Raw genomic sequence first — 16,528 nt, forward strand, 5'->3', positions numbered from 1 at the left:
AGCGGGGCGCCGTCTTATCTCCGGTTCCCCCAGGGCGCCGCGGCAATGCCGCGGCGCCCACCCCCAGCGATCTGGTCAGCGCAGGTGTGACCAGAAGCTGCACTGGTGCGCTTCGGCGAAATCGATCTGCCGGATTTCGCCGTCCCCCGGGGCGAGCTGCTGGGTGCCTGCGGACTGCCCGGGACGCATGCGCGGCCACGGCACGCCACCCTTACCGTTCGGGTCGCCGGATGCAGCGAACGATGTCCAGTAGTCGATCATCTGCTCCGACAACTTCTCCTGGTCCGCGGTGAACGGTGGCGCGACCCCTCCAAGGTCGAAGAACGACCACAACTCCGAGGCATGCTGCGCGCCGGTGGGAATCTCCGGCTCGGGCCCGACCGGCGGCGGTGCCGGATCAGCGAACTCGTAGTGGTGAACCGGAACGTGCTGGGCCAGCTCCTGCGAGACCCGGTACTGAGTGCAGGACCACGAGTCGTCGGTGACGATGGCCGCCCATGCGTGGGCCGGGGTCGGGTAGTTCTGCAACGGGTACCGCTTGCTGACCTTGCCCGCCTCGTCGCCGAAGGTCTCCTTCAGCACGGTGCGGTAGGTCTCTTCGCTCATCGGCTTGCCCTGGTCGTAGACGGCGGTCCACGCCATGGCTTCTTCCTTGGTGCTGCCGGACAACACCGGAACCCGGTGGAACTGTCCTGACTTGACGGCCTTCTCCGGATGCAGCGGCAAGGTCGGGGTGTTGTACGCCGGCTGGATGAAGTACTGCTGCACCGGCATCAACTTGTCCACCGGGAGATCCCGCAAGCACCTCAAGACATCCTGTGTGTCGCCTTCGCAGCCCAGCTGCGCGGCAGTCTGCGCGCCCCGCTCTCGCATGACGGAAACCGGCTGGTAGATCGACGAAGCCTGCTCGTTGAGGTAGTGGTAGTGGTTCCGCCATGTGTACCCGCACGAGCCGCTCTGCATGACCGCCTTGTCGAACAGTCCCCGTGCCGACGGCGAGGTCAACTGGGCGCAGACGCTCATCGCGCCCGCGGACTGGCCGGCCACGGTGACGTTGCGTGGGTCGCCACCGAACGCGGCGATGTTGCGACGCACCCACTTCAGCGCCGCCTGCTGGTCCTGCAGGCCGAACGTTCCTGATCCGGCAAGGCCGGGATGCGCGAAGAAGCCGAAGATGCCGAGCCGATAGTTGACGGTGACCACGACCGCGTCGCCACGAGTGGCCATCCGCTGGGCGTCGTAACTGCTGCCGGTGCCCATGTAGAAGCCGCCGCCGTGCATCCACACGACGACCGGACGCGGCTTGCCCGAATCCTTCTTCGGCGCCGTGACGTTGAGGTACAGACAGTCCTCGCTCGTACTGCCTTCGGGCAGTTCGCCCGGAACCTGTGCGCAGGGCGGCGCAGGCTTGGTCGCGTCACGCACGCCGTCCCACGGCTGTGGCTCTGCCGGCTTCCGCCAACGCCGGTCCCCCGTCGGCGCGGCGGCATAGGGAATGCCCTGGAAGACCGTCGCGTTCTCGTGCGCGGTGCCGCGAACCTTGCCGTACTCGGTGGTGACGATCGGTTCACTCGTCTCGCCCGGCTGCGCGACCGCCAGCGGAGAAAGGCAGGCGAGCAGCCCCGCCGTCCCCGCCAAGGCGAGCAGCGCCCGCCGTCGTCGACTGGTCATTGTTCGTCCCCCTCGGTTGGCTCTCTCGTGGGCGCTCTCGAGTCCACCGCAGAGGAGGCCCCGCCGGATACCTGCATTGGAGGACAACCTGATCAACGAAAGTTGCACGGCACGGGCCTGACGTGCATCTTTGGTGGTCGATTACGGCGGCAACGGCCCACGACGCCGCCGACGCACATACGGTGATCGGCATGGCCATGGCGACGACATGCGAGCCGGCCGAGCCCGGGCGGTTCGGCCGCTGGCGTACGCGTGGCCAAGTGATCCTTGACAATGCGGTGCTGGCGGTGGTTACGGCACTGTCGGTGCTGGTCCCATTGCTGCTTCCGGCAGGGGAACCACGCGCCAATCCCGGAGCGGGGACGCTCGGTTTCCTGGTGGTCGCGGTCGTGTTTCTCGCGGTGAGATCTCCGCGCGCACGGGTACAGCTCGTGCTCGCGGGGTGCACCGTGGTGATCGTGACCGGCGCGGTGCTCGCCGTTCCCGGAGTCCTGGCGACGTCGAACGAGCTCACCAATCTGTGGATGCCACTGGCTCCGCTGGGGCCGACCTACGGTGCCTACTTGTATCAGCAGGACCGTTGTCGCGCGTGGTTGATGATCGGTGTGTTGACCGCTGTGGCGACCCGGCCGTGGGAGGCCTCGGTGCCGATAGCTGCCACCGGGCTGCTGTACCTGACGGTGCCGATGCTCTTCGGGTTCTACCTCTCCGCCCGGCGAGCCTTGGTGGCGTCGTTGACCGAGCGGGCGCAGCGTGCGGAGCGGGAACGGGAGCTGCGGGCCGAGCAGGCTCGTGCGGAGGAACGGGTACGGCTGGCGGCCGAGTTGCACGACATCGTCACCCATCGGCTCAGCCTGATGGTGTTGCATGCGGGGGCGCTCAAGGTGTCAGCGGCGGACGAGCCGACCCGGGCCGCTGCCGAAGAAGTGCGGGCGACGGGAGCCAAGGCGCTTGACGAGCTCCGAGACCTGCTTGGGGTGCTACGACACCCCGCTGCCCGACCGGATGGGTGACGTCGCGATGGGGGAAATGGGAGCCCGGTCGGGGGATCCTTTCGACATCGCTGCCGCCGTGATGGCGTTTGTGGTGACGGTCATGGCTATGAGCGCTTTCGCGGCGTACAACGTGGTCGGAGTAGGTGCAGCGATCGCCGCGGTGCTGGTACAAGCCCCTGCGGCATTGCTGGTCGGGCTCCGCAAGCGTCGGCCGCACCTGCTGGCGGCCGTGCTGCTCGTCGTCACCGTTGCGCTGCTCGGATTGGCGCTTGCGGGGGATACGGCGGATCGCCTGATGCGAAGCGTGCTGGTGCTCGTTCCGGTGATCACCCCTGTCGCTGCCTACGCCGCAGTGGCCTATTCGAGCCATCCGCGGCGGGTCGCGCCGGTGTTACTGGCGTTGTTCGTGGTGGCCGCGCGCCCATGGGATCCGGATCCAGCGGTGATCACGGTAGCCGGAGTGCTGATCGGCCTACCGGTGATGCTCGGCCTGTACGTGGCGGCCCGTCGCAGGCTGATCGCCGAGCTGACTGCGCGGGCGGAGCAGGCGGAGCGGGAGCAGGAGATGATGGCCGCGCGGGCGAGGGCGGACGAGCGGGCCAGGCTGGCAGAAGAGATGCACGAGGTCGTGACCGACCGGGTGCGTCAGATGCTCGCCAGCGCCGAGAGGCTGACCGGGGAGCCCGCGAGGCAACTGGCCGAAGCGGGCCGGCAGGTACTTGCCGAGCTGGAGGACTTGGTCGCCGCTCTGCGCGCAGACATCCCTGGCGATCAGGCAGCGGTCGCGGCGCCGTCGCTCGAGCAGTTGACGGAGGAATCCGCTTCCGTCGGGCTGCCGGTGGAGCTGGTGCGCGACGGTGACGTCGATGACCTGTCACCTGCGGTACTGCGTACGGTCCAACGCGTGGTGCAAGAGTCCTTGACGAACGTGCGCAAGCACGCGGCCGGCGCCAGTACACAGGTGCGAGTCAGCCGGTACGACGGTCGCGTGCGCGTCGTCGTACGCAACGCCCCGTCCGGCTCACGAGCAGTGGACGCTGAGCTCGCCGCCACTGGTTCGGGGCTTGGTCTGCAAGGGTTGCGACATCGCGTCGAGCTGGTCGGCGGCACGTTGCGTGCCGGCCGGGAGCCGGACGGAGGGTTCGCCGTCGATGCGGTCCTGCCCGACTACGTGCCTGCTCGTGCCGCCGAAGAAGGGCGCGAGCAATGATCCGGGTGCTCACCGTGGACGACGAGCCGATGGTGTGCGCGCACCTCGGCACGATCCTCGGGTCCGCGGACGACATCGACGTGGTGGCGTCCGCGCACGACGGGCAGGCCGCCGTGGAGGCGGTCCGTCAACACCGGCCGGATGTCGTCCTGATGGACCTGCGTATGCCGGTCATGGACGGGTTGGTCGCCACCGCGCGCATCCGTGACATGCCCGAACCGCCGGTGATCGTCGTGCTCACCACGTTCGACGCCGACGATTACGTGTTGCGCGCACTCCGGGCGGGGGCAGCAGGCTTTCTGGTCAAATCCACTCCGCCGGAGGACCTCATCGATCTGGTGCGGGTCGCGGCCAACGGGCAAACCGTGTTGTCTCCGCAAGCGGCCCGGCGCCTGCTGACCGCGTCGTCTGACGACGAACGTCACCGCCGGCGCGCACGTCAGCTGGTGAGCGGGCTGACCGAGCGGGAGGTCGAGGTATTGCGATGCCTCGGTGAGGGTTTGTCCAACGCCCAGATCGCTCGCAGCCTGCACTTGTCCGAAACGACCGTGAAGAGTTACGTCTCGCGCATGCTCGTGAAGCTGGAGTGTGCCAACCGGACCCAAGCCGGTCTGCTCGCCTACGACGCCGGGCTGGTGAAGCGCACGGAGTGACCGGTCAGGTGGCGGACTCGCCGGTGGCGATGTCTTCACCCGCGCGCCAGAACTGCGTGCAGCTCCACAAGGCCGTGACCAGGAGCACGGAGCCGCCGACGAACAGAACGTTCGTGAAAATCGTCGCCTCCGCGATGTCCTCGGCGTCGCCGAACTCCTCGGGCGGCAAGAGTTCCAGGTGCAGCCAGACGAACGCGGTCCAGGCCAGCGCCAGCGTCGCAGTTCCGCACAACCACAAATCCCACCGCCACCGGTAGAAATACCAGCGCCAGAACGCTTGCGGCTTCGGATTAGGGCGGCCACCGTGCTTGCGCAGCCAGCGCGCGTAGAACGTCTTCCGGACCAGTGAACCCAACACGACGCCGTCCACCGCGGCCAGGATCGTGCCCCACAACAGCCAGGTGAAGAAAATCTCCGAGTCCCAGTCCATCGTCACGGGCAACCCGAACAAGGCAACGGTGAGCGCTGCGAGTGCGACGGCCCACGCCACGTGCAGCGGTGTCGACAGCATCCGAATCCGTGACTCGAACGTGCCGCCCGGCTGATCCGGCGCCAGCTCGCGTGTGCTCACGCCGATGGAACCACGTCGGGTGTACTCCAGGCTCCACATCGCGCACAGCAGCACCATGCCGCCGATGGCCAGCCAGTACGGGTTGTTGATCACCTCGACGAAGCCGTTCGACAGGTCGGCGTAGGTTCCGTCGGAGTGCCAGGAGATCAGCATCAGGGCGCCGGGCACGAGCGTGGAGAAAAAGAACAGCACGCACAGCACGAACGTCAGCCACCACCACTTGGTGGGGCGGGACGACCCGCCGCCGAGCCTCCCGCGCTTTGCCATGATCCGGAAGCCGATTTCGTTGCCAGGACTGGGACGTCCCATCGCGTTCCTTTCGCCCGGCACACGATGTGCGAGAAAGATCAACGAGTGCAGCGTATGCGATCGCCGCCGTTCGCGCGTCGACACGGCCGAGGCGCCGCGTGAGCTGGCGTGGGTGCCGTAGTCACGAAATGTTCAGGAACAGACTGAGCACGGCGACCGTAGTGGCGATGATGGTCAGCGCGAACAGAGTGCGCTGAAGTCGCAAATTCGACACGGCTTCGCGAAGTTGTGACGATGCGCTGATGCTCGCCGTCGTCGATGACGTGTCTGGACAAAATCCGAATCTGCTGACGAATGGACTCCGCGACCGACGCCGGGGAATCGGTTCCCTCATTCCCTCCCGTGGCGCGACCACGGTTCACCGCAACGCTGGTCGATTCGAGCTGGGAGAACGATCTCGGGGGATCGATCGCGAGCCGCTCCAAATGACGACAGACACTGGTGACGTCCACTCCGTCGCGCATGATGTAGCGGTCGAGGGCTTTCGCGGTCGCGATCGGCCGCCGACTCCGCACGGCGCGTTCGCGAAAGCTGCCGACCTCCGCCGCGTAGCTTTCCAGCAGTCTAACGACCGTCAGCCAGGAGAACAGTGGGCCAAATCGGTCGACAACTTTGTCCGATATCGCCGACGACAAATTCTCGGACTTGGCTCCGGGAGGCGCGACGTCGTCAATGCTCGCGGCGAACAGAAGAACTTCTTTCTGGTCGGAAAATCTGCTCTGCTCGATGGAGAAGAACCAGGGCGAGTTGCCCTCCTCGTCCCTTCTGCGGCTGCGCCACGCTCCTCGACTCCGATAGATGTCCAGCACCCCGAGCGGCGGGTAGTCCTCGGCGAACGGCTTCCGCCCCTTCGTCACGTAACCCCGGCCGACTGGTCTCGGCACGGCGTCGCCGCTGGAGAACTTGCCCGGCAATCTGGCGGTGAACCACTCCTCGCAGGCGTGCTCGATCTGCTTCACGCGCTCCATGCAGCGCAGCCGCTTGTGTTCAAGCAGCGCCGGTTGCGCATCGCCGTCGTGCTTCCTCCGCTTCGCCCACGCCATGAGCTTCCGAACGCGGCCCGAGGGTCGCTCGGCGACTGGCTGGGGTTCTTCCTCGGTCGCCAAGGATTTCGACTGAAGAAGCTCGGTCAAATCCCCCGCCGACCCGTTGATGACGAAAGTGGCCGTCAATATCGTCAGGTCAGGGCAGGGAGTGTGCACATCGATTTCCACGTAGTCGACGGGCGACGGGAGCGTGTCAGTGGCTTGAAAGTCCAGCGTGTTCGGCACGTCATTCCGTGAACCCGTTCGGTGAACTTTCGCGAACGGTTTGCGCTCCCGGCCGAGCAAGCGCTGTCGATCGCGCGCGATTTGAGTGATCAGGTCCGCCTTGTCGTCGGTGTGTAGGAAAGGAAAGTCTTGAATCGCCCGGTAGAGTTGCTCGGCCGTCGCAGGGGTATATGCCTCGGACAGTATCAATGCTCCGAAATGGACCCGTTCGTCCGGTTTGAGCTGGAACTGCTCGTGTTGGCCGGTGTGTGAGGCGGCGCGGAGATTGCGAAAGAAGGAAGCTGCCTGCTCGTACCGCCACTTGTTGCTCACGGCCTCCCCTTCCCGGTCGAACGAACGTGACTATGAAGTTGCCACAACTCGACCGATTTCGGCTGGGAATGTCGACTTCGCGCCAGTTCGAGCCGACAGGTGGCACGGTTGTCCCTCATACAGCCGACCGGCGGGTGCTTCGCCGGGGTGACGGTCCGGCGGCGCGGGTCCAGGTGGGCTGACGGCCCGCTCCCTCACGGAGTTGTGAATCCCGGCGGGCCAGGGGTTTCCGCGACCTGAGCTGCGAACGTCCGAGCGTGGCGGCCTTCTCCTGCGTCGCCGTCGACGCCCAGTTCATGGCGGACTCCGCGCTCGTGGTGGAACTGTTCGCCTGAGTGTCGGTTCCGCCCGCTAGATTCCATGATCGACTTGTCGGTGGATGCGCGCCGGAAAGCCGCGGCCGGACAAGTCGGAGTGGGCGGCGGATGCGCGCCGGAAAGTCGGCCTGCGCGGACGCGCGTCGGCCATCAACGGGACAACACGGAGTGAGGCTGTGCGGATACCGAAGACCTCGAGGTTCGAGCTCGTCGCGGGGAGCCGCCGATGATGGGTCGCACCCACGCGCTGACCGGATGGTGCGCGGGTCTCGTGGTCGCTCCCATGGTCGGCGCGGAGGGCGCCCACCAAGCGGTCGCCTTCGCCACGGTCACGTCCGGGTTCGCGCTGCTGCCGGACCTCGACCACCCCGGTGCCAGTGCGTCCCGCCTGCTCGGGCCGATCACCAAAGCCGTCTCGTGGCTGCTGCGCAAAGCGTCCGCCGGTCTCTACGCGCTGACCAAAGGGCCGCGCGACGAGGACTGCAAGGGCACGCACCGCCACCTGTCGCACACCGTCGTGTTCGCGGTCCTGCTCGGTCTGCTCACCGCGGTGGGCACCGAGAAGGGCGGCCCGTGGGCTGTCGCCGGGGTTGCGATCTTCGCCCTGCTCCTGGCCGAGGATGCGCTGGGTGACTGGCTCCTACCGGTGGCGGCCGCGGCGGTGACCTGGTGGGCGACCTCGACCCCGGACGGTCTCGGCGAACTCGCGCCGCTCGCCGGCTGGCTGGGCTACGCGGTGGCGGTCGGGTGCATCGTGCACTGCCTCGGCGACGCGCTCACCAAGTCCGGCTGCCCGTTCCTGTGGCCGATCCCGATCCGGGGCGAGACCTGGTACGAGATCCGCCCGCCGAAGGCGCTGCGCTTCCGCACCAACGGTCCGGCCGAGAACTGGGTGATGGTGCCGGTGTTCTCGATCCTGGCTGTGGCCCTGCTCCCCGGCGCCACGGATTACGCGCTCGATGTGGCCGCACAGGTGGTGGGTCGCTAGTTCGACAGTCGCGGATAGGCCTTTTCGAGCGCTTCGGTCGCCGCCTGGCAGGACTCTTCGTCGTCGGACTTCCACGACTCGGCGATGGCCAGCAAGTAGTGCTGATCGTCCAGCGGGACCGCCACCGAGCAGCCGGTGCTCGGACGGGTCTGCAGTGCTTCCTTGCCCGCCACCGTGACCTTCTCCGCGTCCTCGTCGCCGCCCATCGCGCTGGACTGATGGATGGACAGCAGCAGGTACGCCTTGCCTTCGCCGGCGCCGTACCGGCACGCGGGCAGCGAGTTCTGCTGTTCCCCACTCGCGGTGAGTTCGTCCGTCGTGATCGGTTTCATCGCCTGCGACGCCTCGTCCACGGTCAGCAGCTTGCAGACCTCTTCGGGCTTCATCGACAGATAGTCCTTGTCGCCGCCTTCACCGGTCGCCCCGTCCGACCCCTGACCGCACGCGGCCAGGGCTGCCAGGAGTCCGCTCATGGTGAGCAATCGCAGTGTGCGCATGAGACCGCACTGTAGACATTCCCGCGCTGCCAACCCAGCCCCGCTGCCCTCGTGTCCGGGTGAACCACGGCATAGGTGACTCACGTGCCGTGCTCGAACCGCGGCACAGGTGACCCACGGCCCGCACGATCCCGCAAGTCCGCGGGTCGGCGACCGAGCCCGCCTAGGTGTCGTGACTCGTGAGGTTGTGGACGGCGTGTTGGGTTGATTGTGGGGAGGGCCTCCGGGCGGAGTGGGTGTTGCGACGCATCCACTACCAGTCCTGGAGGTCCTCGATGGGTCACGCTAACGCACGTACGACGGTGTATGCCCGGCAGTTGATGGTGCAGCGTTATCAGGCGGGGTGGCCGCCGGCGCGGATTGCTGAGCAGCTCGGGGTGGCGCGATCCACGGTCTACAAGTGGCTGGCGCGGCACCGGGAGGAGGGCGAGGCCGGGTTGGTCGATCGTTCCTCCCGCCCGCATCGCAGCCCCACCCGCCTGCCCGTGGAGACCGAAGCCGCGATCCTGGCGTTGCGGCAGCAGTGCCATCGGGGTGCGGTGTTCCTCGCTGGGCAGCTCGGGCTAGTGGCCTCCACCGTCGGTCGTGTCCTGCGTCGTCGGGACGTACCACCGTTGTCGGCGATCGACCCGATCACCGGGATGTCGGTGCGGCGGCGGCATTCGGGCATCCGCTACGAACGCCGCGCCCCGGGCGAGCTACTGCACATCGACGTCAAGAAACTCGGGCGAGTGCCTGACGGCGGCGGCTGGCGGGTGCACGGCCGCAGCGAGCAGGTCCGCGGCCGCGGTATCGGCTACGACTACCTGCACGTCGCCATCGACGACCACACCCGCCTGGCCTACGTCGAAGCCCTGCCCGACGAACGCGACACCACCGCCGCCGCGTTCCTGCACCGCGCCGTGGCCTGGTTCCGCCACCACGGCATCACCGTGCTGCGAATCCTGACCGACAACGCCCTGGTCTACCGCCGCGGCACCTGCTGGGCCGCGGTCTGCACCGCCCTCGGGCTGCGCCGCCGCTACATCAAACCCGGCCGCCCCTGGACCAACGGCAAAGCCGAACGCTTCCACCGCACCCTGCTCACCGAATTCGCCTACGCCCAGCCCTGGACCTCCAACACCCACCGCCTGACAGCCTTGCCCACCTGGGTCCAGCACTACAACACTGAACGCCCACACTCCGCCCTACAAGGCCACCCACCCATCAGCCGACTGCCCTGACCCTCCACAACGTCTCAGGTCACGACACCTAGGCGACCGTCTCGAACGCGCTCATCATGGCCATGTCCTCGTGCTCGAGGTTGTGGCAATGCAGCATGTACCGGCCGGTGTAGCCGGTGAACCGCACCGCGACGTCCACGTACTCGGCCGGCCGCACGTCGACGGTGTCCTTCCAGCCCCGGTCGAACTCGCCGGGCGGGTGACCGCCGCGGCTGACGATCTGGAACGGCGCCAGGTGGATGTGCACCGGATGGTGCAGGTCGCTGTAGAACCGCCACACCTCGAGCTCACCCAGCCGGGGGCGGGCGTCCATCCGGTCCGGGTCGAACGGCCGGTTGTTGATCGTCCACCCCTCGTGCCCTTTGAACCGGCCACGGGTGAAGTGCCACGTGCGGCGGCGCACCGCCTTGGTCGGGTCCAGCTTCTCGATCGGCACCAAGCGGTTGGGGATCCGGCTGTCGTCGGCCACCTTGCGGCCCACCACGAACGCCATCACCTGCGCGGTCGACCCGTTGCCGAAGTCGTTGCGCAACACGATCCGGGTTCCTGGGCGCACGCCGGAGAAGTCGACGACGACATCGCTGCGCTCGGCGGGCGACAGGTCGATGTAGTCGTGCTTCACCGGACGGTCGAGCAGTCCGAGGTCGGAGCCGATCTGCACGAACGACGCCCCGCCGTCCAGCCGCAACCGATAGCGGCGCGCGTTCGAGGCGTTCAACAGGCGGAAGCGGTACCGCGCGGCGTCGACCTCCAGCACCGGCCACGGCGCACCGTTGACCAGGACGACGTCGCCCACGACGCCTTCCATGTAGTCGGGGAGCACGCCGGGGGTGTGGCGCAGGCTCTGGTCGATGGCCGGATAGCGGAAGCGACCGTCCCCGTCGAACGCGCGGTCGCAGATCATCAGCGGGATGTCCCGCTCGTCGCGCGGCAGCGGCAACTCGTCCTCCACCTCGTCGTGCACCAGGTGGAAGCCCGCCAGTCCGTACCACACCTGCGGGCCGGTGAAGTCCATCCGGTGATCGTGGTACCAGAGCGTCGCCGCGGGCTGCTTGAGCGGATAGACGTAGTCACGCGACCCCTTGCTGACGTCGCCGAGGGGATGGCCGCCGTGGCCGGTGTAATCGGCGGTGCGCGCGCCTTCGGGCAGGATCAGATCGGTCGGGAAGCCGTCGTGCTCGGCAGGCGTGTGACCACCGTGCAGGTGCACGACCGTCGGCACGTCGAGCTTGTTGTGGTGCGTCACCACCGTGCGACGACCCGAGCGGGAGCGGATCGTCGGGCCGGGGAAGGTGCCGTCGTAGCCGAACACCGGCGTCGGCCTGCCCGGCAGGATCTCCACGTCGGCCACCCGCTGGGTGATCTCGTAGTAGTCGGTCGTCGCGTCGCTGCGCACCGGCTTCTTCACCTCGGGCACCGGCAGCGGAACGGTGAACGGCTTCGGCAGCGGCGCCTCGCTGGTCAGCAGCTCGGCGGTCTGCTCGATGCCCTCGCTGCGGCCACACGACGGCAACGTCACCGCGGCGATGCCCAGCGCGGACAGTGCCAGGAAATTCCGGCGCGACAGCGAGCTCATCGGAACACCCCCAAGCGCCGGGTCTTGCCGAGATCGGCGGGCAGCGACTCCAGGCGGGCAGCCCTGGGGCGGCCGACCTTGGCCGAGGGGTGGAACACCAGCCCGCACATGGCCAGGGCCAGCAGCACGATGCCGACGCCGAGCGGGATGTGCACGGCCAGGTTGCGCGAGTAGCCCATGCCGGTCTGCAAGCCCGCGGCAAGGAACGTGGCCACGCTGAGCGGAACCGGCCACGGCTTGCCGCGCCCGATCAACCAGAAGCACAGTGCGACGACGATCTGCACCATTACCAAGCTGTCCACCACGCTGGCGTTGATCGCGTGCCACTCGAGCTGGTCGAAGTCACCCGAGAGGTAGCCGCCTGCCAGCACCGGTTGCAGCAGCACGCAGACCGTCAGCAGTGCCGCCGTCAAGCGCAGCAACCACAGCGTCGCTCGTGGTCCGGAACGTTCGGATGTCGTCACGCGGCTGACGCTATACGTAGTCACGCTACATATGCATCCGGGATAACCCTGAGAACGACCCTGGTTGTCAGTCCTGCACGCCTCCGGGTGATGTGGAACAGCAGTAGCCTGTCTCACTATGGATGCCAACGACGTGCGCGGCCACCTGGACGGTCTGCTGCTCGCAGTACTGGAGAGCGGTCCGCTGCATGGCTACGGGATCATCGAGGCATTGCAGCGGCGCAGTGGTGGCGCTTTGCAGTTGCCGACGGGGACGGTGTACCCGGCGCTGCGTCGCTTGGAGCGGGCTCGGTGGATCGAAGGCACCTGGAGCGTGGTGGACGGGCGCAAGCGGCGCACGTACTCGCTGAGCCCGGCGGGCCGCAAGGAACTGGCCCGCAGGCGCTCGGAATGGGTGCGCTTCACCGGGGTGATCGGCACGGTGTTGGGAGGCGGAGCATGAGTTCGGCGGTGCTGGAGCGCCTGGAAGCGTCCCTGCGCGGGCCGCGCCGCGCACGCCAGGACATGTTGGCCGAGATCCGCGACGGTCTCCAGGACGCCACGGACGCTTACCGTGCCGCCGGATTGCCTGCCCGGACCGCCCGCGAGCGTGCCGAAGCCGAGTTCGGTGACGCGGAGCAAATCGCCGCTGAGCTGCAGGCGGAACTGACGGCACGGTACGGACTGCGCAGCGCGCTCATGATGGCGATCGTCCTCGGTGCGCTGACGACGCTGTGGGACGTCATCTGGCAGTTCGCGCCGACGCCCAACCCGGTGGAACCCAAGCCGGTCGTCGTCCTGCTGTCGTCGGTCATCGACACGGTGTCGTTGGCCGCCGCCGCGTGTGGTGCGCTGGCACTGGTTCTGCTGGCCACCGGTAACCGGGTCCCGACCAGCTGGGCGGTGCGACTGCTCGGGTGGTCCGCCCTGATCGCGTTCGGGGTGATCACCGTGGCTTCGGGGGGCATGCACCTCACCGGCGTCCCGGCGCATCCGGCTTACGTGCTGCCGGTCATCGCAGCCGGCTGCGTCTCGCTCGTGCTCGGTTCGTGGGTCGTGGTGCGGGCCGTGCGCTGCCTGCAGTTGACCAAACCGCAGCATTAGGTCCGACGGCCCTTTCGGTGCGCCGTGGCCGTTCCTACCATGGGCCTACGTCGACCCGAGGTGGTAGTTCGCCCATGAACGGTGCACGGCTCATCGCACGGCTCCGCGCTGAGCTGGGGGATTCGTCCGTACTGGTCGATCCGGACGTCACGGCGTCCTACTCGCACGACATGATGCCGCTGGCCGACCGGGCCAAGCCGCTCGCGGTGGTTCTGCCCGCCGATGTCGAGGGCGTGCAGGCGACGGTCCGGGCGTGTGCCGAAGCCGGTGTTCCGATCGTTCCGCGCGGTGCGGGCAGTGGGCTGAGCGGGGCGGCCAACGCCATCGAAGGCTGCGTCGTGCTGGTGCTCACCAAGCTGGATCGCATCCTGGAAGTCGACCCGGGCAACCGGCTCGCCGTGGTGCAGCCGGGCGTGGTGAACTTGGAGTTCCGGGAAGCGGTCGCCAAGCACGGGTTGTTCTACCCGCCCGATCCGTCCAGCTACGACTGGTGCACCATCGGCGGCAACCTGGCCACCAACGCAGGCGGCCTGTGCTGTGTGAAGTACGGCGTCACCACCGACGCGGTCCTCGGCCTGAAAGTGGTCCTGGCGGACGGCTCGCTGCTGGCGACCGGCAGGCGCACGGTCAAGGGTGTCGCGGGCTACGACCTGACCAAGCTGTTCATCGGCAGCGAAGGAACGCTCGGTGTCATCGTCGAAGCGACCGTCGCGCTCAAGCCGCTGCCGCAGGCCCCCGCCACGCTGGTCGCCGCGTTCGACGACACCGGCAAGGCAGGCGACGCGGTGGCACGGGTGGTCCGCGAGGGCCTGGTTCCGTCGCTGATGGAGATCATGGACGCCACCTCGATCAAGGCGTCCGAGAAGTACTTGAACACCGACATCGGAGCGGGGTCCGACTGTCAGGCGCTGCTGCTGTGCCAGTCCGACCTCGGTGGCGAGCCGGCCAAGCAAGAGCTGGCGGCGATCGAGCAACTGTGCAAGGACGCCGGGGCAGCGTTCGTCTACGCGACCGACGATCTGTCGGAAGGCGCCCTGCTGCTGCAGGCCCGCCGGGTCGTGCTCAAGGCGCTGGAGGTCTACGGGACCTGGCTGACCGACGACGTCTGTGTGCCGCGTACCCGGATCGCAGAATTGATCACGGGCTGTGAGCGGATCAGCGAGCGGGTGGGCCTGCGCATCGCCGTGGTCGGCCACGCAGGCGACGGCAACATGCATCCGACGATCGTCTACGACGCCGGCTCCGAGGACGAGTTCCGCCGGGCGCGGGAGGCCTTCAACGACATCCTCGACCTGGGGCTTTCGCTGGGTGGCACGGTGACCGGCGAGCACGGCATCGGCAAGATCAAGCAGGACTGGCTGGCGCGCGAGATCGGCCCGGTCGGCATGCGCGTGCACCGGCAGATCAAGGCGGCGCTGGACCCGGAGAACCTGTTCAACCCGGGTTCGATGTTCCCGATGGAGTGAGTCAGCCGACCGGGGTGGCGTGCACGACCTGGTTGCGGCCGGCGTGCTTGGCCCGGTACAGCGCGGCGTCGGCCGCGTCGAGCAGCTCTTGCACGCCCGAGCCCGCATCGGGGTAGATCGCGACGCCGATCGACGTCGACAGGCCGGTGACCACGCCGGCGTCGGTGTCCACCGGAACTCTGATACGGGTAACCGCCTGCCGGATTCGTTCGGCCACCAGGTCCGCCTCGGGCACACCCACGTCGGGCAGCAGGACGACGAACTCCTCGCCGCCGAAGCGGCCCACCGCATCGCGATCGCGCACTTCGGCCTTGATGGCCTCGGCCACCGCGCGCAGGACCGCGTCGCCGACCAGATGGCCGTAGGTGTCGTTGATCCGTTTGAAGTGGTCCAGGTCGATCATGAGCAGCGCGAACGAGCTCTCCCGCTCGCGGCTGCGGTTGAACTCTCGCTCGGCGGTGTGATGCCAGCCTGCGGTGTTGTAGACGCCGGTCTTGTCGTCGGTGGTGGCGGCCACCTCCAGCTGCTTGACCAGCACACTGCGGTGCAGCAGCAGCAGTGCGGGCAGCACCAGCAAGGCCAGGCCCGGCATGGTGACCAGCGCGAGCGCGTTCAGTGCGCCGAGACCAAGGGTGGCCAGCTCGAGCAGGTTGTCCGTCCAGTTGCCGAACAGGCCGGTCGGCGTCCAGACGATGTGCTCCCGGGCGCCGATGACGACGACCGCGCCGACCACGAAGTAGACCGCGATGCCGGTGGCGATCGCCGCGAATCCCTGCCAGTCGTGCGTCAAGGCCGCGCGCATGTCGTGGATGCCGGTGAACGCCATGGCCTGATGGGTGGCGAAGCAGGTCAGAATGACCGCGGTGGCGTTGCTCGTGGTGCGCCATGCGGGTACGCGCTGCAGTCGGTACCAGCTCCGCACGGCCAGATGCCAGTACAGCACGGCGACGAGGACGGCCGTCAGCGTTGGAGGAAGCAACAACACTCCGGCAAACGTCCACACCGACGTCATGTTGATGTGTGCTACACCGCTCACCCGTCGTCGGATGCGCTCTACCCGGCGTCCCAGTTCGGCTTGACCGACGCCCAATGCGACCAGCGCCAGTAGCAGCCAGAGATCACTCTGGGTAAGAGCTTCTGTCCCCAAAAGGGTGATAAACGCCACTGTGGCGGCCGTTTCAGTGATGAAGCAGTAAAGGCGCACGCGGAGCGGTTGACCCCAGATCTCCCACCGCGAAAGTAGGAGTCGGCTCCACCGAATGCGCAGGTCCGGGCTGGACATGGCGTCCGGTCGGTCCATACTCATGAGTGCTCCCCCGCACGGTGAAGACGGTCTGTGACCACTCAATCACACCTCACCCGTTCGGGAAAGATGCACAGGCAAGCCCGGCTCCGCGAAAGGAGGCCTGCCATGCACAACCGGGACAACTGAGGCGTGTTCTTGCTCCAGTCGAAGCAGCGGAGAGAACTGAAGGGGAGTGCCGCGATGAGCAACCGGGACAACTGACGTTTCGACGGTTTCGCGTAGATTGATCGGCTTTCCGTCAGGGAGGAGTGCGTGATGTCCAACCGGGACAACTGAGAGGGAAAGCGAATGGCGGTTCTCGTGGCGAGGAGGTGTGCGCAGATGGCGAACCGGGACAACTGAGACGGACGGGATGTGGCTGTGGCGAGTGAGAGGAGATTCCAGATGGCGAACCGGGACAACTGAGACGGACGGGATGCGGCCGTGGCGAGTGAGAGGAGGTCCGTGGTGTCGAACCGGGACAACTGACGTGATGGACAGCCGCAGGTCCGACGAGCGAGGAGGTGGTCGACGTGTCGAACCGGGACAACTGACGTGATGGACAGCCGCAGGTCCGACGAGCGAGGAGGTGGTCGACGTGTCGAACCGGGACAACTGACGTGGTGGACAGCCGCAG

15 protein-coding genes are annotated in these 16,528 nt (G+C 67.4%); 8 read left to right on the forward strand and 7 right to left on the reverse strand.

All coding sequences use genetic code 11. From position 1 onward, the window contains the following. Window positions 1-75 precede the first annotated feature (75 nt). On the reverse strand, window positions 76-1,671 hold the full coding sequence (locus tag YWM_RS24595) for a carboxylesterase/lipase family protein (protein WP_043661563.1): 1,596 nt from the start codon (window positions 1,669-1,671) through the stop codon (window positions 76-78). 287 nt (window positions 1,672-1,958) lie between these two features. On the opposite strand from YWM_RS24595, the gene YWM_RS26685 reads away from it, so the two are divergent. From YWM_RS26685 to YWM_RS0119095, 3 genes are all read left to right on the forward strand, one after another. Further along, a complete protein-coding gene (locus tag YWM_RS26685) occupies window positions 1,959-2,684 on the forward strand; it encodes a sensor histidine kinase (protein ID WP_245566095.1) in 726 nt (241 codons plus the stop codon). An 88-nt stretch (window positions 2,685-2,772) separates the two neighbouring features. Then, window positions 2,773-3,876, forward strand: coding sequence for a sensor histidine kinase (locus tag YWM_RS24605; protein WP_156914838.1), 1,104 nt, complete (start codon window positions 2,773-2,775; stop codon window positions 3,874-3,876). Continuing rightward, entirely contained in the window at window positions 3,873-4,529 is a 657-nt protein-coding gene (locus tag YWM_RS0119095; RefSeq protein ID WP_028852026.1) for a response regulator, read from the forward strand. Before YWM_RS24605 ends, YWM_RS0119095 begins: the two co-directional genes overlap by 4 nt. A 4-nt stretch (window positions 4,530-4,533) precedes the next feature. Here YWM_RS0119095 and YWM_RS0119100 read toward each other — a convergent pair whose 3' ends face one another. After that, the gene (locus YWM_RS0119100; RefSeq protein WP_028852027.1) at window positions 4,534-5,367 is read right to left on the reverse strand and encodes a hypothetical protein; all 834 of its coding nucleotides are present in this window, start codon (window positions 5,365-5,367) and stop codon (window positions 4,534-4,536) included. Between the two features lie 80 nt (window positions 5,368-5,447). Beyond that, window positions 5,448-6,992: a hypothetical protein gene (locus YWM_RS0119105; protein ID WP_028852028.1), complete on the reverse strand. Its 1,545-nt coding sequence runs from the start codon at window positions 6,990-6,992 to the stop codon at window positions 5,448-5,450. 546 nt (window positions 6,993-7,538) lie between these two features. On the opposite strand from YWM_RS0119105, the gene YWM_RS0119110 reads away from it, so the two are divergent. Next, window positions 7,539-8,297: a metal-dependent hydrolase gene (locus YWM_RS0119110; RefSeq protein WP_028852029.1), complete on the forward strand. Its 759-nt coding sequence runs from the start codon at window positions 7,539-7,541 to the stop codon at window positions 8,295-8,297. On the opposite strand, the gene YWM_RS0119115 is transcribed toward YWM_RS0119110, so the two are convergent. Beyond that, complete coding sequence (locus tag YWM_RS0119115; protein ID WP_028852030.1) at window positions 8,294-8,794, reverse strand: DUF3558 family protein; 501 nt, start codon at window positions 8,792-8,794, stop codon at window positions 8,294-8,296. The two genes, YWM_RS0119110 and YWM_RS0119115, sit on opposite strands and share 4 nt — an antisense overlap. A 275-nt stretch (window positions 8,795-9,069) precedes the next feature. Here YWM_RS0119115 and YWM_RS0119120 point away from each other — a divergent pair, with 275 nt between their 5' ends. Beyond that, on the forward strand, window positions 9,070-10,017 hold the full coding sequence (locus YWM_RS0119120; RefSeq protein ID WP_028852031.1) for an IS481 family transposase: 948 nt from the start codon (window positions 9,070-9,072) through the stop codon (window positions 10,015-10,017). A 28-nt stretch (window positions 10,018-10,045) separates the two neighbouring features. On the opposite strand, the gene YWM_RS0119125 is transcribed toward YWM_RS0119120, so the two are convergent. Continuing rightward, window positions 10,046-11,593 carry a multicopper oxidase domain-containing protein gene (locus YWM_RS0119125; protein ID WP_028852032.1) on the reverse strand — a complete coding sequence of 516 codons (1,548 nt, stop codon included), beginning with the start codon at window positions 11,591-11,593 and terminating at the stop codon, window positions 10,046-10,048. Then, a complete protein-coding gene (locus YWM_RS24610; RefSeq protein WP_052345138.1) occupies window positions 11,590-12,057 on the reverse strand; it encodes a hypothetical protein in 468 nt (155 codons plus the stop codon). The genes YWM_RS0119125 and YWM_RS24610 overlap by 4 nt, the downstream gene beginning before the upstream one ends. Before the next feature lie 118 nt (window positions 12,058-12,175). Here YWM_RS24610 and YWM_RS0119135 point away from each other — a divergent pair, with 118 nt between their 5' ends. The 3 genes from YWM_RS0119135 (at window position 12,176) to YWM_RS0119145 (ending at window position 14,606) form a co-directional block, all read left to right on the forward strand. Further along, window positions 12,176-12,499 (forward strand): helix-turn-helix transcriptional regulator, encoded by a 324-nt coding sequence (locus YWM_RS0119135; protein WP_028852033.1) that lies wholly within the window; start codon window positions 12,176-12,178, stop codon window positions 12,497-12,499. Then, on the forward strand, window positions 12,496-13,140 hold the full coding sequence (locus YWM_RS25415) for a permease prefix domain 1-containing protein (RefSeq protein WP_052345140.1): 645 nt from the start codon (window positions 12,496-12,498) through the stop codon (window positions 13,138-13,140). The genes YWM_RS0119135 and YWM_RS25415 overlap by 4 nt, the downstream gene beginning before the upstream one ends. A gap of 74 nt (window positions 13,141-13,214) precedes the next feature. Further along, the gene (locus YWM_RS0119145; RefSeq protein ID WP_028852034.1) at window positions 13,215-14,606 is read left to right on the forward strand and encodes an FAD-binding oxidoreductase; all 1,392 of its coding nucleotides are present in this window, start codon (window positions 13,215-13,217) and stop codon (window positions 14,604-14,606) included. Window position 14,607: 1 nt separating this feature from the next. Here the strand turns inward: YWM_RS0119145 and YWM_RS0119150 are convergent, their stop codons facing one another. Beyond that, on the reverse strand, window positions 14,608-15,642 hold the full coding sequence (locus YWM_RS0119150; protein ID WP_245566096.1) for a GGDEF domain-containing protein: 1,035 nt from the start codon (window positions 15,640-15,642) through the stop codon (window positions 14,608-14,610). Window positions 15,643-16,528 lie beyond the last annotated feature (886 nt).

The sequence above is a fragment of the Thermocrispum municipale DSM 44069 genome, from assembly GCF_000427825.1.
Lineage (GTDB): Bacteria > Actinomycetota > Actinomycetes > Mycobacteriales > Pseudonocardiaceae > Thermocrispum > Thermocrispum municipale.